We start from the raw sequence: 19,194 nt of genomic DNA, 5'->3' as shown, positions 1-19,194 counted from the left end.
CTCCTCTGTGACATTCCATTAATTAAAAAAGTTGCCTGGTTCAATCGTCGTTTGCTTCGTCTTCATATCGACCGCCGTTAAATTCGCCAAGGATACATAATCCTCCAGCAGTCGTTCCTCTGTCCCCACCTCGGCAGATTCAACAAATACTCCGACACCCGCCACCGTTGCGTTGAATTCATACAGCAGATCCATCATGCCCTGAATCGTGCCGCCGGCCTTCATGAAGTCATCAATGATCAGTACGCGTGACTGCTCCTTTAGGGCCCTTCTCGCCAGCGACATGGTCTGAATCCGCTTATTGGAGCCGGATACATAATTGATGCTTACCGCTGATCCTTCTGTTACCTTGTTGTCGCGTCTCACAATGACGACCGGCAGGTTCATACAGGCAGCTGTGGCATAAGCCAGCGGTATCCCCTTCGTCTCCACCGTCATAATGACATCGATATCCGATGATGCGAATGCGGTTGCAAACATACGTCCCACATCGGCCAGCAACCCGGGCTGGCCCAGCATGTCGGTCATATACAAATAACCGCCTGGAAGCACCCTCTCCGGCTGCTCCAACTGGCGGCAAACGTCTTGAATGATCGCAAGCGCTTGGGCACGATTCATTTTGGGCGTATACTTGACACCCCCAGCAGCGCCGGCATGCGTCTGAAGCTCCCCGAGACCTTCATCCTCGAATACTTCTTTTATGATAGCTAAATCCTCACTGATCGATGACTTCGCAGACTGATAACGATCAGCAAAGGCTGTCAGTGAAATTAACGTATGGGGGCGGGTAAGCAGGTATTGTGTCATTTCTACTAACCTTGCGCTTCGTTTCAATTTCTTCACGATGTTCTCCCCCCGCTAAATCCGAATAATATAATGACAATATACCATTTTCATACGGATTTAATCAAGAACAACGTCCGATTCATGTAAGCATTCTTACCACATACACTTCCTTACAGAAGCCGCGAAGCCCATTATAGATTCTGGATACCTTGGCTTCCTTGCTGACGAGCCCAAAAACCGTAGGACCGCTCCCTGACATGAGAACGCCATCAGCACCGAGCCGGTGCATAATTTCCTTCAACTGAAGCACCTCAGGATGCAGTTGCAGCGTCACCGTTTCCAGCACATTGCCTAGATTAGCAATAATCCCTGGAAAGGAACCGCTTGATATCGCGGATAGCATGGCTGCTGTTGAAGGATGCTCCTTCAACTCTGCCGCGCGAAACTTGCCGTACACATCAGCAGTAGACACGTTGATCGGCGGCTTGGCAAGAATGACCCAGCATTGCGGCGGGTTGTTAATCCGCTCCAGCTTCTCGCCGCGGCCTCGTGCGATTGCGGTGCCGCCAGTAACGCAGAACGGCACATCTGAGCCCAGCTCCGCTCCAAGTGTGCATAGCTCGTCCTCTGGGATGCCAAGCTCCCACAGCCGGTTCAAGCCTCTCAGCGTCGCCGCAGCGTCGCTGCTGCCGCCTGCAAGGCCTGCTGCCACAGGGATCTTCTTATCCAGATGAATATAGACCCCTCTGCGGACATCATAGCGGTCCTTGATCAGCCTCGCTGCCTGGAATGCCAAGTTCTTCTCATCCAAGGGTATATATCCGGCTTGACTCGATATAATGATCGTGTCGCGCGGCAGCTCCTCCATCTCAAGGCGATCCGCCAAATCGACCATCGTCATAATCATTTCCACTTCATGAAATCCATCTTCGCGTTTGCGCAGCACATCAAGCAGTAAGTTGATTTTTGCCGGCGCTTTCTCATAGACCTTCATCAGCTTCACCCGTTCGGTTAATCTTCAAAACTTTAATTCTCTCTTTATATTATCAAAAGGACATAAGAAAAGCTAAGATGTCCTTTTGCGCTGCTTATGCAATCGCAATGACATCTTAGCCGGAACCCGCCTGTATTCGTTATTGCCCGTATAAATCAGACTGTCCTGCATGCTGGATTTTCTGCTGTACGTAAGGAATATTCCCTGCATATTGCGAAGCTCTGGATGGATAGGAAGATTGTTGATTCAATGCCTGCGGCCGACCCGCCGATTGCACTACTGCTCCAGCCTCCACATTATGCACGATATTGTGCTGAGCCTGCTGCGCGCTCTGTTGAGACGGATACGGCACATTTTGCTGAGACAGCACGCTCGGCTGCGCGTATTGCTGAGACTGCGGCACGCTCGGCTGGGACTGCAGCACGCTCGGCTGAGACTGCTGTGCGTATTGTTGAGACTGCGGCACGCTCGGCTGAGACTGCTGTGCGTATTGCTGAGCCTGCTGCGCGCTCTGTTGCGCGTGTTGTCCTGCTGCAGCCTGCTCTGCAAGCTGAATCGCTCGCTTGACCATATTTCCTGCGTCCTTCGCCTTTATGCCTCCCCAGCCCTCACGTTGAACTGTATCATAGAACCCCAAGTCCTTCGCTAATTCATTCTTCAACTGCTCACTCATGAAGCTTCGATTTCTACGACCCATACGATAATCCTCCTTCGTCCATTGGATTGCCATTAGTATGTGTCATATCCGTGTTCTCATACAAACAGTCGACGCTCAAAAACCTTTTACACCTTTGTAAGCGTGTTTCATCTTCTTACCATCTTCGCCAACGTTACTTTTACCCGCTCCCTCGGTCTGTAAGACGTTTTTATCCGCTTACTTGACCGATCGCGTACCTTTCACCACCCTATAAGCGTGTTTCATCACCTTACGGTCCTCACCGACGTTACTTCTGCCCGCTCCTTCAAGCTTCGAAAACGATCTCGGCTCGGCCCTCACAGCCACATACCTCTCACACGGAAGAAACATGCTGCCCATTTTGGGCCGCAAAAAAAAAAGAACGCGGCTCTAATTAGCCGCGCTCCATTGGTAAACCTTAAATATACATGGTTATTGCATAAACGAAATGCGCACTTGACCGTCATCGCTATCTACAGTCACTTCGACCGACTCGGTCAAAATATCCGCATAGCTATAGGAGACCCGTTTGAATGCATGCTGCTCCTGGTCGAGTTTGACAATGAAAACAGAAGGGTAGATTTCTTCCAACACACCGGTCCGTTCGATGGTCTTTCGGCGACCACCGTTTGCTCGAAGACGTATTTTGGAGCCGACATGGGCTTCCAAACTGCGTTTGATCTCCAACAGCGCATTTTTTGCCATTATCCACTACCACCTCTTTCCTTGTCCATTATAACCAAAGAGGTGGCGTTTGTCAAAAAATTATTATTATAACAGCGAAGTAAATGAATTGTCAACAAAGAAAAAGCTATTTTTTCGTTTGCGTGAATAATTTATAACGAACAAGGCATATTATAAAGTTGCTTTCACACTGGACAAAATCTTCGGCTTAGGCAGGCCAACACGATACTTGCCGAGCGTCTCAATGCCGCCTACTCCATCAATCCCGCTAATTGTGCCGCTAATGACATCTGTCAGGCTAATCGTCTCACGAATCGATGTATAGCTCGCTTTGATGGCGACATAGACAGGATCAAGCGCATGGATGAGAACACGACCCGGTGAGCTGGCGAAATTAGACCCTGTCTGCAGCAGCGCTTCGTAATGGGATTGACAGGCGCCGGCAATAACGATCAAGCTATCCCGATTCTTCTCATATTCCCGCGCAACATTGACCGCATTCACAAAGTTCTGCGAATTTTTGTAGCTGGATAAGCTGTATAGATCCTTGTTGACCCGATTCTTGAGCACACCGTCATGGCCGGTAATTACGATAATATCCGGCTTAAGCTGTGGCAGTAGCCGGTAGACGATTTCTGTCATTTGCGACTCATGCACATGCAGGCCATAAGCGGGAACACGCATCTGCGTATACAGCTGCATGCTCTTCTTCATGTAGTTTCCGTCCCCGTCCAAGTGAAGCACTTTTCCTGGCAGTTCAAAATACGGCTGGCTCTGGTTCGAAGCCCGCCGCAGCTCGTTCTCATTTTGCTGCACCTGCTGTTGACGCTGTTCTTGCATCCGCTTCATCGACGCATTGACTTTGACTCGAACTTGCTTCGCTGCACCCGTTACTTCCGGATCACGGACAACGGACAAGTCGGGAATCGGCGCGTCTGCAAGCAGCCGGTAGTCCGTGCCTTTAAGTACAGCTGCTTGTCGATGCTCATCTATGGTCGAAATGCGGAATATCACGTCCCCGCCGTATGATTTGCGGACGACCAGGTCCCCTTGCTTCATGGGCAAATCACCTCTTCGTCTATCCTATGGGCGGACACGATCATTGGTGCTTCCCTCCATGAGGCAAATTCAAAGCTGCTCCCTCTACGCTTCCGGCAGCCCCGCTTCTATTAGCGTGCGGCTAAGCACCGCATACTCAGCGAGCGAGAGCGTCTCCCCGCGCCTTGACGGGTCTATGCCGCAGCTCTGCAACAGCGGTCCTAGCGACTCTCGATGGACTTTGCCGACGTATGCTGTCAAATTATTCGCAATCGTCTTGCGCCTCTGTGCGAAGCATGCCTGTACTGTACGGAAGAAATGACCCTCATCTGCAACATCAACAGGAGGCTTGTCCCTTACCTTAAGCTTAATAACTGCGGAATCAACATTCGGCTGTGGAATGAAGACCGTATGGGGTACAATGCACACCAGCTCTGGCTCACTGTAATACTGCACAGCAATACTAAGGCTGCCGTATTCCTTGCCCCCTGGCTTCGCTGCCATCCGCTCTGCGACTTCCTTCTGAATCATGACAACAATATGCTGCAGCGGCAGCTTCTCCTCCAGCAGCTTCATCAGGATTGGCGTTGTGACATAATAAGGGAGGTTGGCAACAACACTTACTCCATTGAGTCCTGCGAACTGCTTCGCAATCAGCTCCTCCAGATTCAGCTTCAGAACATCCCCATGCTCAACATGAACATTCGGCGAATCCGCCAGCACATCTCTCAGAATGGGGATAAGCCGGTTATCAATCTCTACAGCGGTTACACGCCCTGCTGCTTGCGCCAGCTGCTCGGTCAAGGCGCCGATGCCAGGTCCGATCTCAAGAGCCCCCTTCGACCCATCCAGCTCGGCAGCGGCGACAATCTTGCGCAGTATATTCTGATCAATCAGGAAGTTCTGTCCAAGACTCTTCTTGAATGAGAAGCCATACTTCGAGATAATGTCTTTCGTTCGTCTTGGGGTCCCTACATCCCCTTGCGAGGACGGCTTAGCTCCTGTCCCTGTCTGCACTGTACCGCTTGTCCCTGCATCCCCACTGGCTGCTGCCCCTTGGATACCTTGTCCGTCCATTATGACGCCCCTCCTTCAAGCTCGCGCTCCATTTGTTCATACGCCTGCTGAAATTCCTCCCGCGTAATTCGGAACATCGAACATCGCTTATAGAACTGCTTACCGTTGGCATAGCCGATACCGAGCAGCTTGCCCATCCTGAGTCGCCTGTCCGATGCCTGGGGATGAACGAGCAGCCCCGCTTCCATCAGATCATCCATCGCGATCGCAGCTGCTGCCCCACCTGACTGCGCCTCATCATCTGCTGCGATTTCCGTGCGCACATTAGCCAGCGCCCTCCTGATCGCCTCAGGCGAGGCATTCTCCACGCCGATATCGCCCTTATACAGCGCATCCTCCTGCGGCAGGAACGCATGCTTGCAGCCTGGGACATGCCGCGAGACAATTTTGCGTATACGCTCACCGGCATGATCCGGGTCCGTAAATATAATAACGCCACGACGCTCCTGAGCCAGCTTCACCCGGCGGAGCACATCTTCGCCGATAGCCGAGCCGCCGGTCTCGATGGTCTCTGCATCAACAGCGCGTTTGATCGCGACCGTATCATCCTTGCCCTCCACTACAATGATTTCCTTCATCATGTCCAGCATTCACTCCATTCAGACAAACATACAAAAAGAAGAGGCATCGCCTCTTCTTATGATGGCATATTTAGGTTTGAATTACGATATGAATAAATCACAGCTTCATCGCGCCCATTAAATGGAGTCTGGTTTCTTCGGACCGATCACATAGACAGTGAATCCCCGCTTGCGGCCAAACTTCTCGGCATACGATTCGCTCTCGAAATAAACATCAATCTTATTCCCTTTAATTGCACTGCCCGTATCCTCTGCACGACGGAAGCCAATGCCTTCGATGTAAACCCACCAGCCAATTGGAATGACCTTCGGATCGACCGCGATGGTACGTCCCTCTTGAACACGCGCACCCGATGCGGTAATCCCGTATTGCGGATGCTTCTTGCTCTTGCCCGTCGAAGCAACGCCTGCCGTATACGCAGTCAGAGTCACGTTGTTCAGCACTTTCTTCGCCTTCAGATCTTTCCCGCTCTTCGTCAGCGTCGTAACGCTTGGAGTCTTGGCGGATAATACGGTCACCTTCGGCTCAAGCTTCTTCGTTCCTACAGCAACCACTTTGTCCACCTTAGCCGTCTCTGTTGCTTTCGTAACGAGTGTCTGAGAGATGAGAACACCGTCTGCATATACACTCTCAAACCGCTTGCGAATCATTCCATCTTGACCGGCTTGCACCATCTTCTGTTTGCCCTTGTCTAGCTTAGGGTCATCCTTCTTCACAACAGTGAAGGGGATCTTGTGCTCGCTCTCGGAGTACTTCTTGTCGATACGGATGACCGTTACGGTCATATTCGGTTCGATTGCAGCACCCAAGGAAGGGAACACTTTGTCTTGATTGCGTATCGATATGTCAGCTTGACCGATCGCCGCCTGAACCGTTCTTTCTGTCGTGTACAACGTTCTTACCTTGCCGTCAGCCTTTACCGTCAGGGGATATGCCTGATCGATTACAATTCGGTCGCCGTCCTTGATACCCGCATTCATGGGCAAGGATACTTCATCGTGCGGCCCGATCTTGATGGCTTGTTCATCCAGTAGGCGTTGAAGGACCCATTGTTTTGTCGAAACAACGGTTTCTTGTCCGTTCACTACTACGGATACGCTTTTGTCAGCCGTTCCGTACAACAACACCAGAAACATGAAAGTCATAGCGATTGAGATCATAGCGCTTAGTACAATTAAACGCAAGTTCTCATGCTTCCATCGCAATGCGAAAGACATGCTGGATGATCGTTTACCATGGGTGTCCTTAAGCTGGAGTGCGCCCACTTCTTCGGTCCTCCTTCATAGCCCCGCCGTCGAATTTGCATGATTACATTTGACGGTACTATTTGTAGTTAGTTAGCGTGCAAGCACGCTACTCCTATGTTCCTCCCTATGCCCACCTCCATGTAACACCCTATGTCGTCAACCGGCTTAATATTCAAAATAAAAGAAGCCCGACGACAGAGGATCTGTTTCGTGGCTTCCCAGTTAGACCTATTGGGACATGGATTAGATGCACGAGGTTGATCTCTCTTATTTACGCTGACGAGGTTAGCTGTCGGATTCGGGCGTGAGAGTCGCCCTATTCGCTATGACGCTTCCAACAGAAGTTCGCCACTCGCAAAATTCACCCCAAGATAGGAATTCAATGTTGACAACTAGCCGCTCATGGCGACAGTCTTGCACACTTGGTTCCCCCGCTCTCCGATTCGGAGATTAAGCGTTATTTGGAAAAGGAATACAGGTATTCATATGCTCTGAGATGAATGATACCGTCTTTTACGCCTCATTGTAAAGAAGCGATTAATGACGATTTTAACGAATTTTTAGGAAAATCACGTCAAAAACGAGCGATTTCATGGATCAAAATCAGTTTTTTCACCGGAATAGTCCCAAATCCTTGCTTTCAAAGCGGTTTTCAAGAGATGTTAAAACATTTCTTTGCATTTTCGCTCGTAATTTTAGCAATTTCTTCCACAGTTTTACCTGTTATCTCCGCTGCCGTTTCGGCTACAAGACGAACATAAGCGGACTCATTTCTTTTTCCTCTATATGGATGAGGGGCTAAATACGGGGAATCCGTTTCGATAAGAATTCGGTCTAGTGGAACCTGTCTCAGAACCTCCTTCGGCACTCGCGCATTCTGGAAAGTTACAGGTCCGCCGAACGAAATATAGAAGTTCATGTCGAGACATTGCTTGGCTGTTTCCCAGCTGCCGGAGAAGCAATGCATGACCCCGCCGACAGCTTTCGCATTCTCTTCCTTCAATATATGTACGACATCCTCATGCGCATCGCGATTATGAATGACGATGGGCATGCGCTTGTCAAGGGCCAGCCTGATCTGCTCACGGAATACACGCTGCTGCACGTCTTTGGGTGAGGTGTCCCAGTGATAATCCAATCCTATCTCGCCGATTGCTACCACCTTCTTATGATCACATAATGAAGCAATCCAATCGAGATCCTCCGGGCGCATATCAATGCTGTCCACCGGATGCCAGCCAACGACTGCATAGATGAACTCGTGCTGCTCCGCAAGCGCCATCGTTGACGGTATCGTCTCCCGGTTGAAGCCGACATTAATCAGTGTTTCGACACCTGCCGCCCGCGCCCGTTCGATGACTTCCGCGCGGTCCTCGTCAAATTTATAAGAATCCAAGTGCGTATGTGTATCAATCAACATCCTATATATCTCCTTTCTACATGAAACCAAAAAATTCGCGGATATGCGGCTTCAATTTATGCGCTGATTCGCGAACTGGCTCCTCAGGGTAATACAAATGGTATTTGCCTTGGTGAAGCCCTGTAATGGAGCGAATAATATCAGATTTGGCCGATATTTCGGATAACCTGTCCTCATTGTCAAGGAGCAGGATTGGAGGCTTCTCATTCTCCACCGCCCGCGTACCCGGACGATATACATCATACGGCATATCATAGGGAAAGTCGATTTCCAGATGGTAATCCGGATTCAGGCCAATCGCAATAAACTGCTCGCGTATTTCTTCCCACAGCTCATCATCAGCATTGTCCATCGCTACATATTTATATAACTTTCGGTGTAAGAATCGTTTGCACAGATCAGACAGGAGCTCGTCCGGTTCATAGGTCCACTGCGTGAATGCCGTTTGGACAAGCGCTTCATCAAGAGAGAGGTAGCCATCTACATTCAAAGTACCTTCCAACAGCTGCCTGAGAGGTTCGATTATCCACTGAAAGGAGTAGCCACCCCCGTATAATTCCTTGGCTCTGCGAAATATTTGTCTCAATATAATTTCCGAGCTTCGGGTGACCGGATGGAAGTAAACCTGCCAGTACATCTGATAGCGGGACATCAAATAATCTTCAACAGCATGCATGCCGCTTTCCTTCACTACAATTCGACCCTGATGCGGCCTTAGAACACGCAAGATGCGATCGAGATCGAAGGTGCCGTAGTTGACCCCGGTATAATAGGCATCCCGCAGCAAATAATCCATCCGGTCGGCGTCCATCTGACTCGATACAAGACTGATTACGATTGGCTGATGGTATGTCTTGCGAATGACCGCAGCAATACGCTCCGGGAAGCTTGGATCGAACTCGCGAAGAACAGCATTCACTTCTGTATCTTCTAATAATATACGGCAGGTCCAATCCTCGTGATGGGTGTCAAAAACCTCTTCTATCGAGTGCGAGAACGGGCCATGTCCTATATCATGCAGCAGCGCCGCACAGAGAGAGACAAGCTTCTCCTCCTTCGGCCAGTCCGCATAGCCGCTCCTCTCGAATTGCGAAATGATCTTTCGCGTAATCTCGTATACACCGAGCGAATGAGAGAATCGGCTATGCTCGGCGCCATGGAAGGTCAGATAGGAGGTTCCGAGCTGACGGATTCTCCGCAGCCTTTGAAGCTCCTTTGTATTGATGAGATTCCAGATGGTCTGATCCTGAACGTAAATATATTTATGCACGGGATCCTTGAATACTTTCTCCTCTGCTAGCGGCCGCTGCTGTCTTGTCATTATAAAACCCCCTTTGTTCAATTTTTCGACACAAAATGTCGGAATAATGTCGAATGATGTCGCTTTTTCATTTCCAAATGCATGTCGTTGTTGTACGCTTAGTGATGTGTATTATACCTTATCTCTTCAGCATAGACGAGGAAAATTGGCGTTTTTTGCATATAAATCAAGGTTGACTATTATGGGAAACGTTGGTATTATAGAGACAAGAAATAATAGAATTTTGTCGAAACGTGACGAATTAAGTAACTGAGAGGGGACATGGATATATTATGATGAAATCCACTGGTATTGTCCGTAAAGTTGATGAGCTTGGCCGTGTAGTTATTCCTATCGAACTGCGCCGGACACTGGGCATCGGAGAGAAAGACGCGCTTGAGATTTATGTAGACGGAGAGCGCATTATGCTGAAGAAATACGAGCCTGCTTGTATCTTCTGCGGCAACGCTGAGAATGTATCTTACTTCAAAGGAAAAATCGTTTGTAACGTTTGTTTATCAGAAATGCCTACTCCTGCTACAAAATAAGAGACAAAACGAGAAATATAGGTTATAATACATTTACCGCACTTGTTAATTCTAACCTTTTTAATATCTCCTTACTGCCTTCCTGATTCTTGAACCCGATCAGGAAGGCCCTTTTTTTATTTTTTCATAACCTCATTATAAACATCCCGCTTCGACAAACCTCGATCCTGAGCTGCGCGTTTGATTGCCTCTTTGCGGTCTCCCAGCTCTGCCTCATACCGATTAACATGCTCCTCAATATCAAGCTCCTTCCACCAGGAACGCCCATCCTCCGCCAATTGGGCAGCTTCAGCATCAGCTTCAGACGCTCCGCCAATTACAAGGCAATATTCTCCAAGAGGGGGATGCTCGCTTAGCCAAGCTATACATTCTGTTACCGTACCTCGTGCCGCTTCCTCATGACGCTTCGTCAATTCTCTCACCATTGCAATCGGACGATCACCCCACTGCTCCAGAATGGCATTCAATGTCTTCATTACCCGATGCGGCGATTCGTAGCATATGATCGTCCCCTGTTCCTTCCGGCTGTGCTTCAGCCATTCATTGAGACTTTTCCGCTCCCGTGGCGGGAATCCCATGAAGGTGAATCGATCAGTCGGCAGACCGGATATAATGAGCGCTGATAAGGCGGCATTCGCACCGGGAATCGGCACAACCACAATGTCCCGCTCTGCAGCGGCCTTTACCAGGTCAGCACCGGGATCAGAAATTGCCGGCAGGCCTGCATCGCTCACAAGCGCGATCGATTGACCTTCCTCCAGCAGCCGAATTAACTCCATGCCGCTTGCTTCCTTATTATGCTCATGATAGCTGACAAGCCGAGTCGATATTTCGAAATGGGTAAGCAGCTTTCTCGTTTGTCTAGTATCCTCTGCTGCGATAAGCCCCACTTCCTTCAAAGTACGGATAGCGCGAAATGTCATATCCTCTAAATTGCCAATCGGAGTCCCTACCAAATATAAGGTCCCGCTCCCATTCGACACCTTCTCGCCGCCACTTGCCGCTATAAAGCTGCGTTGTACATTCATGATGATACTTCCCTCGCTCCCGGGTTATTATTCCCATAATAGATTCCCATCATTTCCTCTGTATAATTCCGCTCGTGGGTATAAGCAATCAACGGGGGCAGCAGCCTTAGCTCCGGCTTGCCATCCTTGGCTGCCTCGATGAGCACCATATTCGCTTCCGCTCCCACATACGGATGGACAAAGCGCATTCGCTTCGGCTCCAGCCTCCACTTGCGCATGGCCTCTACAATTTCGATCAGCCGTGATGGACGATGCACCATAGAGACTCGACCGCCGGCTCGTACCAACCGCGAGCAAGCAGCAACAATCTCATCCAAAGAGCCATTCATCTCATGTCTGGCCATTGCAAAATGCTCATTCTCATTGCGATCCCCGCTGCCTGCTGGCATATAAGGAGGGTTGACCGTAACGGCATCATAGGCGCCATGACCGACCTCCTCATGAAACAGCCTTAGATCGCCCTCATAGATTCGAATTCGCTCATCCAGCTTATTCCACGCAATGCTGCGTCTGGCCATGTCTGCAAGCCTTGGCTGAATCTCGACAGCATCAATAATCGCCTTCGTTCTTGTCGTTAAGAGCAACGGCACAACACCATTGCCTGTACACAAATCAAGAATTCTCCCTCTGGGGGGAACGCCAGCGAATCGTGCCAGCAGAACAGCATCCATAGAGAAGCTAAACACCTCTCGGCTCTGAATAATGTGCAACTGATGAGTTAGCAGATCATCGAGCCGTTCATTCGACTCCAGCGTAATTTCAGTCGACATAATTAACGAGACCCCGCTTTCCAATAAAATTATCATCACAAGCAAAACAAGACCCCTGGTGGCAGGAGTCTTGTTCGCCTTACTCTTTATTAAGGAAGGAAAGACAGAATAGACAATCGCCTTCCGTTCGCAAATGACCGTAATACAAATTGCAAATATGAAATCCCTCATGGTATAAACGCGCCAAATTATCATGTCCTTCACCTACCACAGCAGCAAAGTCTACTGCCTCGGGCATTTCTGCTGACAGTGTTTGGGCTGAAGCAGCAACATCAACCGCTTCTTCTGCTGGCAGATGAATCGCAGTCTCGCGCTTTAATATTTTGCGCAGCTGCTGGTTTTCTATACTTAATCGCTTATTCTCTTCAAGAAGCGCTTTAATTTTTCCCTTCAGCGATCCAAGCTCGCTGTGCAGGCTGCCCATGTTCGACTCCAGCGCATCCATTTGAGTAAAAATATCGTTTTTTCTCACATTCCCACCCCAAAAAGACAGTTCTGCTCTGGACTATCAGCTGATATCTTTATTTGATCACAACATCATCAAGCGCAAGCTCCTTAGGCTTGCCGCCTTCAAAGAGCTGGACGTACACGGTTTTGGAGCCTGCGTTAATGCCGGTCACTTTACCCTCTCCAAGAGAAGTAACAACGACCTTGCCAACTGCCGGCATCTCCTCGCGAATACTCTCATAATTGTCATGCTCGTACTTGAGGCAGCACATCAGTCTGCCGCACAAGCCGGATATCTTCGTCGGGTTAAGGGAGAGATTCTGATCCTTCGCCATTTTGATAGAGACAGGCTCGAAGTCGCCCAGCCAAGATGAGCAGCACAGCACGCGGCCACAGGGACCAATACCGCCGAGCATCTTCGCTTCATCACGCACGCCAATCTGACGCAGTTCAATTCGAGTACGGAATACGCTGGCCAGGTCTTTGACAAGCTCGCGAAAGTCGACACGTCCCTCAGCCGTAAAGTAAAAAATGATTTTATTGCGGTCAAACGTAAATTCAACATCGACCAGCTTCATTTTCAACTGATGATCTCTAATCTTCTCCAGACAGATGGAAAAGGCATTCCGCGCTGCCGTCTTGTTCTCTTCAACGACCTTAGCATCGTTGTCACCAGCAATTCGTATGACCCGCTTAAGCGGAAGGACAACATCCGATTCACCGACTTGTTTCTGTCCTACCACCACTTTGCCGTATTCGATCCCTCTTGCAGTCTCAACAATAACATGCTGTTCTTTGTCGATTGGGAACTCAACGGGATCGAAGTAATAGATTTTGCCCGCCTTCTTAAAACGGACACCAACCACGTTATACAATCCATCACCCCTCCTGTATGCGGATTAGTAGCTGCTCGATCGCCAACTGCGGCGACACATGCGCCTTCATTCGTTTACCCGCTTCAAGCGTATGCTCGATACAGTTCACCCAGCCTTCCACTGGGCGTGCGAATGCATGCTTGCTGATCCAATCAATCTGATCTATAAAAACGATTGCTTCTTGTCTTCCAGCTTGAAAATGAATCATATCTTTATACCATAAAACAAGTAGTGCCAACAGCAGCTGAGGCTGTTCGCCAAGACTCGTTTTGAACACTTGCTGATGGGCGGACAGCATAGCCGCGGTGAATCGGGTTCCACTATCCTTCCCTAATTGTATCACTACGTTTCTCATTTCTGCAAACCCATTCTGTTGGATAATGACACGGCACGCCTCCAGCCCTGATGCCAGATGAACCGCCGCACGGACTGATAATTGCGGAAATCCTTCCATAGCAAGTGTCTGCAGCATAACCTCTGGCGCCAGCGGCATAAAGGGAACCAGCTGCGTCCGTGAACGTATCGTAGGCAGCATGGCTTGTCCGTTCTCCGTAAGCAAAATAGCCACAACCGATGATTGCGGTTCCTCCAGATATTTAAGCAGGCTGTTGGCAGCCTGCAGCGTCATCGTCTCCGCACGCTGCATAATATAAATCTTGCGCTGCGTGCCTGAATTTCGATAAGAAAGCTCCTTCTGAAGCTCGCGAATCTGATCGATCTTAATGGAATTGCCGTCCGGCTCCACAAGGTGAAGATCCATCTGATTGCCGTGCTCGAACTTCCGGCATTCCAGACATTGACCACATGCGTCGTCTCCCCCGCTTGTACAGAACAGCGCTTGTGCGAATGCATTCGCCATCGCCATTCTTCCGCTTCCTTGCGGACCGCTGAATAAATACGCATGCGACACCTTGCCGCTCGCAATCGCATATTGTAGAATGCGTTGTGCCTTAGGCTGTCCGGTTAATTCTGCCATGCTCATACAGGTGTTTCCCCTCCGAATACCGCAGTTCCACTAAAAAAACAAATTAATGAGCATGCCGCGGATATCTCCGATCTTCGCAAGCAGCTCCATTCTGCCTTCTTCACTCTCAAGCAGTTCCTCGCCCATTGCAATGAGCGCGGAATCCAGCTCATCGAGCAGCTTGTACCGTTTCGTGCGTCCCCGCCGATCAAATCCTCTTGTTTCCTTCAGTCCAACACCGCGCCCCAGTGTATCTTCAAGAAATTGCTTGACCATCTGCCGATACAGCTTCAGCTCGCGCACGGTCATAGAGCGGGTTAACCGCTCACCCTGATTATGAATATCCTGCAGCTTCTGCTGCAGCTGCTCCATCGTTCGTTGCTCATCCTGATGACTCATCACATCTGCGAAGTTTCTCATCTGAACGGGCTTCGCACCGTGATCGGTACGAGCGCGGTCTTGACCGAGAGGACGCCAGCCTGGATTAATCTTCATTGCTATTCACGTCCAATCAGAAATGTTCAAATCGTTCAACAGGTACAACGAATACGGCTGCTCCACCTACCTGAACTTCAACCGGAAACGGAATGTAGGCATCTGTCGTGCTGCCCATTGGAGATATCGGTGACACAAGCTGATCGCGCACCTTGCAGTTCGATTTAATAACCTGCATGACATCAGGCACACGCTCATCCTCAATACCGATCATAAATGTCGTATTCCCCGCTCGGAGAAATCCACCTGTGCTTGCAAGCTTCGTCGCTCTGAATCCTTCACGAACGAGAGCATTAGACAATCGGTTGCTGTCCTTGTCCTGTACGATCGCAATCACTAATTTCATCGGATACCCCTCCTATTGAAATCGCTGTACTATAACTGTTTGACATCACCTGCGAATAATCCTTCAAACCGGGCAATAATGATTGCTAATGCTTCATTTAATATCTTCTCTGCTGACTGTTCAGCGTCTATGCGCACAATTCGCTCCGGCTCACGCTGGAGCAGCTTTATATAACCTTCCCGAACAAGCTCATGGAATGCGAGTCCCTCCAAGTCCAGGCGGTTGATCTCACGACCGGAAGCCCCATGAATACGGGCGAGCCCTACCTCTGGAGAGAGGTCCATCAATAGCGTCAAATCCGGCATAGCTCCTTCTATAGCAAATCGGTTAATGGACCATACCTCATCCAGCCCCAGCCCTCTCGCATGTCCTTGATATGCCAAGCTGCTATCCACGAAGCGATCGCAAATAACCATTTTGCCTTCAGCCAAGGCCGGCATAACCTTCTCCGCGAGATGCTGTCTTCTAGCCGCAGCATAGAGCAGCGCTTCCGTCCGTGCATCCATAGCGGTATTCGCCTGATCCAGCACAATGCTTCGAATTTGCTCAGCAATAGGGATGCCTCCAGGCTCTCGTGTTGTCACTACACGCAATCCCTGTTTATTCAATCCGCTTGCAATGCCTTCTATTAAAGTTGTTTTACCGGCTCCTTCGCCGCCTTCAACTGTTATAAACCATCCTTTATTCAAACGAAGAACTCCTCTGTCTGTTTATACCCTTATCATAACATAACAAAGCCAATGCAGGCGTAAATGTCTAACTGCGCCTTATAACAGCAATAGTCTTCATCGTTGGATCCATCGCTCCTTGGCATCTTGCACCGTACCCAGCAAGCTTGGCAATGTAGGCTGCCGCTTTTGCTGAGATCCGTTCACCCATGTAAAGGATCGGAATCCCCGGCGGATACGGAATAACGGCCTCTGCAGCAATTCTTCCCGCTGCTACCGCAACTGACACTTGTTCGATTGAGTCTCCGTCTACTCCGCTTCGGGAGAAGAGGATTGGCTCTGAGATTCGTTCCAATTGATCCTCCATAGCTAAAGATTCCATCTCATGATGCTTGCTGAGTAAATCAATCGCTTCATTAATATAAGCATCACTGCGTGCATTATTATATGAGCTATCATGATCTTTCGAAGCATGTATCCCCTCGTTAAAAATACATTTTCGCGCAATCTCGCTTAATGCCTCCTGAAGTCGGCCTATATCCCTCTCTGAAACTGCTGCTCCGATTAATAAAACAACATAGACGGGGTCTGCCATCTCTACCCAGCACCCTCTATGCTCCAGCTGCCGCTGCAGCTCATATCCGGATAAACATCCCGTAGTATCGCGAAGCACGATTCTCAGGGGGTCCATCCTTTCAATTATGCGATGCTTGCTGCCGTCAATGACCTCGAATGGCAGCTTTTCATTAGAAGCTACCCATCGTCTGAAGGAATCCGCCCGTCGAATACCTTGTTCGAACATCGATGCTCCTAGCCTGTCCAACATTGCCCGGGCAATATCCAGCGATATCATGATGGGATAGGAAGGACTGGAGCTTTGTATCATAGTCAGTGAATGACGTATTGCCTCACGATTGATTTTATCTCCCTGTAAGTGCAGCATAGCGCCCATTGTAAGTGCTGGCAGCGTCTTATGCGTCGATTGAACGACAGCATCTGCACCAGCTTGTATGGCCGACCGTGGAAAATCCGGGTGATGCCCGTAATGGGCGCCATGCGCCTCGTCAACTAACAGCAGCTTTCCATGCTCATGTATAAGAGCGCTATAGGGTGTCAGATCAATATAAGCGCCATAATAGCTGGGATTGGTCAGCATCACGGCCCGAGCTTGCGGATAGCGCTTCAAAGCCTCCTCAACATCGAATAGCGAAGGTACACCATCAAGTCCTGTCTGCAGCTCTCTCTGGGGTGACAGGAATACAGCCTGAGCACCGGCAAGCGCCAAGCCATTGATAACCGATTTATGCGCATTGCGCTGAACGATTATAAGCTCCCCCGGATTACAGCAAGCAAGCAGCATGGCTAAATTCCCCGCCGTACTGCCGCCGACCAGGAAGAACGTCTCATCTGCACCATAGCATTGAGCAGCCAGCCGCTGTGCCTCAGCAATCGCATCTGTCGGATCATGCAAGTCATCCGTTACCGAAAGCTCCGTCACATCCATCGTCATCAACGCCCGGAACGTCTCTGCCACGGAGTGATCGACATCATCCAATAGCTCAAGCATCTCCCCATGCTTATGTCCAGGAACATGGAAGCTGCTTGGTTTTGTGCGCCTCCATTCATCTATTCTTTCATATAATGGAGCATGCCATCGCATATCTTTATCCGTCATGAGAAGTTTAGTCCTTTCATCACTGCCTATTCCTTCATCTTAACTGAATTATTCAAAAAAAATAACCCTCTACCTTCCCGTACCTTCGGACGAGATTAGTAAGGATTATAAGCAGCATCGAAAGCGATTTCGTCCCTTGCTTCGTTACGCATTCTTTTGAATCCAAATTCTCTTCAACTGATGAATGAAGAATGGATATTTCGCATCCTGCACTTCCGTTCTAACCATCTCCAGCTCGCATGTCTCGCAAATAAACCCATCAATAATGCGAAGTCCCTCCTGCTTCTCATCCCCGCAAATAATACACAATTGTTCAGCCCTTTGTTCTTCCATCCTGACGCACCTCACGATTCTTCATTATTAGCATTACTATTATTATGCCGCAAATTCTAGCAGGCTATACTTGTTTCATAGCCTATTTCAAATAGCCCTACATTTTATGTGCATGAGCATGAATTGGTGAATGTACGCAAGCGACAGCTTGTACTCGTTTTAATAGAAACTCTTCACAAAACGCATATATATTCCGATATATGTCATAGCTATTTGAAGGAGCGTTGATTGCATGAGAGGTGCGCTTGTCGAACAAATAAAAGCAACCATATATCAATATCAACTCGTTCGAAAAATTGTTGTTCGAAAAGAGCTGCTGTGGAGCCATCTTGTTATTGCGCTGGTGTTGTCCATATTCCAGCTTCTCATGTATCGTCTGGATGGCGCAATTGCCATTGGGATCGGTATAGCAGCTACACAGATTATTCACTTCATTATAATCCGACTGACACTCATCCGTGTAGATGAACCCGACTATAAAAGATGGGGCTGGAGAATCTTCCCGCCATGGATTGGATATATTCCAACCTCCCATATCGAGCTGGCCTTATTCCGTCGATTGCATCGCCATATGTTATGGCTAGGATTATGCGCCATCGGAGTTGCCTATCCTTGGGCAACTGAAGCTCAGATGATAAGCCTTATTAGCTGGCATCTATGGTTTCTCGCTCCGCGCATCATAATGCTCCGACAATTCCGCAAAGCCCGTCGTGACGGTGTGCTTCGAATACAAGCGTCCGATGTCAGTTATTATCATCGTTAGCATGCAGCGGCAGACGAGACAGTCTGTCGCTGTAATTGTTGGCATAACAAAAAACCGACCGTGTACCACGGTCGGTTCTTCGTGCTTGGCGACGTCCTACTCTCCCAGGACCCTGCGGTCCAAGTACCATCGGCGCTGGAGGGCTTAACGGTCGTGTTCGAGATGGGAACGCGTGGGTCCCCTCCGCCATCGCCACCAAACGGGATTGTTGCGGTGCATCCACTGAGTTGCCTCAGCCGAGCATTCATCACAGGCAATCGTTCAAGGTGTTACACCCTGAAAACTGGATACGAAAGGTTTGCGTAAGAAACAATTAGCTGGTTCTGCTCTCTGGAAGGAACCCTTCAGAAAGCCATAATAGGATAAGCCCTCGACCGATTAGTATTCGTCAGCTGCATGCATTGCTGCACTTCCACCCCGAACCTATCAACCTGGTCGTCTACCAGGGGTCTTACGAATTGGGAAATCTCATCTTGAG

At 49.3% G+C, this 19,194-nt stretch carries 21 protein-coding genes, 2 rRNA genes, 1 pseudogene and 1 riboswitch; of the genes and pseudogenes, 2 read left to right on the top strand and 22 right to left on the bottom strand.

The window, feature by feature from the left end; translation table 11 throughout:
* Window positions 1-18 precede the first annotated feature (18 nt).
* The 10 genes and pseudogenes from purR to L6H65_RS24095 form a co-directional block, all read right to left on the bottom strand.
* Entirely contained in the window at window positions 19-843 is an 825-nt protein-coding gene (purR, locus tag L6H65_RS24140) for a pur operon repressor (protein ID WP_236346524.1), read from the bottom strand.
* Window positions 844-925: 82 nt separating this feature from the next.
* Entirely contained in the window at window positions 926-1,780 is an 855-nt protein-coding gene (gene ispE / locus L6H65_RS24135; protein WP_236346585.1) for a 4-(cytidine 5'-diphospho)-2-C-methyl-D-erythritol kinase, read from the bottom strand.
* A gap of 529 nt (window positions 1,781-2,309) precedes the next feature.
* Window positions 2,310-2,477: pseudogene (locus L6H65_RS24130) on the bottom strand (small, acid-soluble spore protein, alpha/beta type); the annotation flags it as partial.
* A gap of 411 nt (window positions 2,478-2,888) precedes the next feature.
* A complete protein-coding gene (veg, locus tag L6H65_RS24125) occupies window positions 2,889-3,161 on the bottom strand; it encodes a biofilm formation stimulator Veg (protein WP_236346521.1) in 273 nt (90 codons plus the stop codon).
* Window positions 3,162-3,311: 150 nt separating this feature from the next.
* Window positions 3,312-4,199 (bottom strand): sporulation peptidase YabG, encoded by an 888-nt coding sequence (gene yabG, locus L6H65_RS24120; RefSeq protein WP_236346518.1) that lies wholly within the window; start codon window positions 4,197-4,199, stop codon window positions 3,312-3,314.
* A gap of 84 nt (window positions 4,200-4,283) precedes the next feature.
* On the bottom strand, window positions 4,284-5,255 hold the full coding sequence (rsmA, locus tag L6H65_RS24115) for a 16S rRNA (adenine(1518)-N(6)/adenine(1519)-N(6))-dimethyltransferase RsmA (RefSeq protein WP_236346515.1): 972 nt from the start codon (window positions 5,253-5,255) through the stop codon (window positions 4,284-4,286).
* Window positions 5,255-5,836, bottom strand: a complete 582-nt coding sequence (gene rnmV, locus L6H65_RS24110) for a ribonuclease M5 (protein ID WP_236346512.1) — start codon at window positions 5,834-5,836, stop codon at window positions 5,255-5,257. The genes rsmA and rnmV overlap by 1 nt, the downstream gene beginning before the upstream one ends.
* Window positions 5,837-5,953: 117 nt before the next feature.
* Window positions 5,954-7,102: a resuscitation-promoting factor gene (locus L6H65_RS24105; protein ID WP_236346509.1), complete on the bottom strand. Its 1,149-nt coding sequence runs from the start codon at window positions 7,100-7,102 to the stop codon at window positions 5,954-5,956.
* A gap of 241 nt (window positions 7,103-7,343) precedes the next feature.
* Window positions 7,344-7,551, bottom strand: a riboswitch (cyclic di-AMP (ydaO/yuaA leader).
* A 185-nt stretch (window positions 7,552-7,736) separates the two neighbouring features.
* On the bottom strand, window positions 7,737-8,504 hold the full coding sequence (locus L6H65_RS24100) for a TatD family hydrolase (protein ID WP_236346506.1): 768 nt from the start codon (window positions 8,502-8,504) through the stop codon (window positions 7,737-7,739).
* Between the two features lie 16 nt (window positions 8,505-8,520).
* A complete protein-coding gene (locus L6H65_RS24095; protein ID WP_236346503.1) occupies window positions 8,521-9,825 on the bottom strand; it encodes an HD domain-containing protein in 1,305 nt (434 codons plus the stop codon).
* Window positions 9,826-10,097: 272 nt separating this feature from the next.
* On the opposite strand from L6H65_RS24095, the gene L6H65_RS24090 reads away from it, so the two are divergent.
* On the top strand, window positions 10,098-10,352 hold the full coding sequence (locus tag L6H65_RS24090; RefSeq protein ID WP_236346500.1) for an AbrB/MazE/SpoVT family DNA-binding domain-containing protein: 255 nt from the start codon (window positions 10,098-10,100) through the stop codon (window positions 10,350-10,352).
* Window positions 10,353-10,468: 116 nt separating this feature from the next.
* Here L6H65_RS24090 and rsmI read toward each other — a convergent pair whose 3' ends face one another.
* The 10 genes from rsmI to L6H65_RS24040 form a co-directional block, all read right to left on the bottom strand.
* Complete coding sequence (rsmI, locus tag L6H65_RS24085) at window positions 10,469-11,380, bottom strand: 16S rRNA (cytidine(1402)-2'-O)-methyltransferase (protein WP_236346497.1); 912 nt, start codon at window positions 11,378-11,380, stop codon at window positions 10,469-10,471.
* Complete coding sequence (locus tag L6H65_RS24080) at window positions 11,377-12,150, bottom strand: tRNA1(Val) (adenine(37)-N6)-methyltransferase (RefSeq protein WP_236346494.1); 774 nt, start codon at window positions 12,148-12,150, stop codon at window positions 11,377-11,379. Before L6H65_RS24080 ends, rsmI begins: the two co-directional genes overlap by 4 nt.
* Window positions 12,151-12,229: 79 nt before the next feature.
* On the bottom strand, window positions 12,230-12,622 hold the full coding sequence (locus L6H65_RS24075; RefSeq protein ID WP_236346491.1) for an initiation-control protein YabA: 393 nt from the start codon (window positions 12,620-12,622) through the stop codon (window positions 12,230-12,232).
* Window positions 12,623-12,671: 49 nt separating this feature from the next.
* On the bottom strand, window positions 12,672-13,472 hold the full coding sequence (locus L6H65_RS24070) for a PSP1 domain-containing protein (RefSeq protein WP_236346488.1): 801 nt from the start codon (window positions 13,470-13,472) through the stop codon (window positions 12,672-12,674).
* 4 nt (window positions 13,473-13,476) lie between these two features.
* On the bottom strand, window positions 13,477-14,454 hold the full coding sequence (gene holB / locus L6H65_RS24065; protein WP_236346485.1) for a DNA polymerase III subunit delta': 978 nt from the start codon (window positions 14,452-14,454) through the stop codon (window positions 13,477-13,479).
* 33 nt (window positions 14,455-14,487) lie between these two features.
* Window positions 14,488-14,931: a YaaR family protein gene (locus tag L6H65_RS24060; RefSeq protein WP_236346482.1), complete on the bottom strand. Its 444-nt coding sequence runs from the start codon at window positions 14,929-14,931 to the stop codon at window positions 14,488-14,490.
* 16 nt (window positions 14,932-14,947) lie between these two features.
* The gene (gene darA / locus L6H65_RS24055; RefSeq protein WP_236346479.1) at window positions 14,948-15,277 is read right to left on the bottom strand and encodes a cyclic di-AMP receptor DarA; all 330 of its coding nucleotides are present in this window, start codon (window positions 15,275-15,277) and stop codon (window positions 14,948-14,950) included.
* A gap of 29 nt (window positions 15,278-15,306) precedes the next feature.
* Window positions 15,307-15,966: a dTMP kinase gene (tmk, locus tag L6H65_RS24050; protein WP_236346476.1), complete on the bottom strand. Its 660-nt coding sequence runs from the start codon at window positions 15,964-15,966 to the stop codon at window positions 15,307-15,309.
* A 67-nt stretch (window positions 15,967-16,033) separates the two neighbouring features.
* The gene (locus L6H65_RS24045) at window positions 16,034-17,605 is read right to left on the bottom strand and encodes an aminotransferase class I/II-fold pyridoxal phosphate-dependent enzyme (RefSeq protein WP_236346582.1); all 1,572 of its coding nucleotides are present in this window, start codon (window positions 17,603-17,605) and stop codon (window positions 16,034-16,036) included.
* Between the two features lie 159 nt (window positions 17,606-17,764).
* Entirely contained in the window at window positions 17,765-17,953 is a 189-nt protein-coding gene (locus L6H65_RS24040; RefSeq protein WP_236346473.1) for a sigma factor G inhibitor Gin, read from the bottom strand.
* A 232-nt stretch (window positions 17,954-18,185) separates the two neighbouring features.
* Here L6H65_RS24040 and L6H65_RS24035 point away from each other — a divergent pair, with 232 nt between their 5' ends.
* Complete coding sequence (locus L6H65_RS24035) at window positions 18,186-18,716, top strand: transposase (protein ID WP_236346470.1); 531 nt, start codon at window positions 18,186-18,188, stop codon at window positions 18,714-18,716.
* A gap of 83 nt (window positions 18,717-18,799) precedes the next feature.
* On the opposite strand, the gene rrf is transcribed toward L6H65_RS24035, so the two are convergent.
* A 5S ribosomal RNA gene (gene rrf, locus L6H65_RS24030) occupies window positions 18,800-18,916 on the bottom strand.
* A 158-nt stretch (window positions 18,917-19,074) separates the two neighbouring features.
* A 23S ribosomal RNA gene (locus L6H65_RS24025) occupies window positions 19,075-19,194 on the bottom strand; the annotation flags it as partial.

This window comes from Paenibacillus plantiphilus (genome assembly GCF_927798095.1).
Taxonomy (GTDB): Bacteria; Bacillota; Bacilli; order Paenibacillales; family Paenibacillaceae; genus Paenibacillus_Z; species Paenibacillus_Z plantiphilus.
This window is presented reverse-complemented; position numbering and strand designations above follow the sequence as displayed.

Coding starts and splice junctions, on each gene's coding strand:
- rnmV (WP_236346512.1), bottom strand. CDS start 5,836: ATGATGAAGGAAATCATTGTAGTGGAGGGCAAGGATGATACGGTCGCG.
- L6H65_RS24060 (WP_236346482.1), bottom strand. CDS start 14,931: ATGAAGATTAATCCAGGCTGGCGTCCTCTCGGTCAAGACCGCGCTCGT.
- darA (WP_236346479.1), bottom strand. CDS start 15,277: ATGAAATTAGTGATTGCGATCGTACAGGACAAGGACAGCAACCGATTG.
- L6H65_RS24090 (WP_236346500.1), top strand. CDS start 10,098: ATGATGAAATCCACTGGTATTGTCCGTAAAGTTGATGAGCTTGGCCGT.
- rsmI (WP_236346497.1), bottom strand. CDS start 11,380: ATGAATGTACAACGCAGCTTTATAGCGGCAAGTGGCGGCGAGAAGGTG.
- rsmA (WP_236346515.1), bottom strand. CDS start 5,255: ATGGACGGACAAGGTATCCAAGGGGCAGCAGCCAGTGGGGATGCAGGG.
- L6H65_RS24100 (WP_236346506.1), bottom strand. CDS start 8,504: ATGTTGATTGATACACATACGCACTTGGATTCTTATAAATTTGACGAG.
- L6H65_RS24095 (WP_236346503.1), bottom strand. CDS start 9,825: ATGACAAGACAGCAGCGGCCGCTAGCAGAGGAGAAAGTATTCAAGGAT.
- L6H65_RS24035 (WP_236346470.1), top strand. CDS start 18,186: ATGAGAGGTGCGCTTGTCGAACAAATAAAAGCAACCATATATCAATAT.
- L6H65_RS24080 (WP_236346494.1), bottom strand. CDS start 12,150: ATGTCGACTGAAATTACGCTGGAGTCGAATGAACGGCTCGATGATCTG.
- L6H65_RS24045 (WP_236346582.1), bottom strand. CDS start 17,605: ATGCGATGGCATGCTCCATTATATGAAAGAATAGATGAATGGAGGCGC.
- ispE (WP_236346585.1), bottom strand. CDS start 1,780: ATGAAGGTCTATGAGAAAGCGCCGGCAAAAATCAACTTACTGCTTGAT.
- veg (WP_236346521.1), bottom strand. CDS start 3,161: ATGGCAAAAAATGCGCTGTTGGAGATCAAACGCAGTTTGGAAGCCCAT.
- yabG (WP_236346518.1), bottom strand. CDS start 4,199: ATGAAGCAAGGGGACCTGGTCGTCCGCAAATCATACGGCGGGGACGTG.
- holB (WP_236346485.1), bottom strand. CDS start 14,454: ATGAGCATGGCAGAATTAACCGGACAGCCTAAGGCACAACGCATTCTA.
- L6H65_RS24040 (WP_236346473.1), bottom strand. CDS start 17,953: ATGGAAGAACAAAGGGCTGAACAATTGTGTATTATTTGCGGGGATGAG.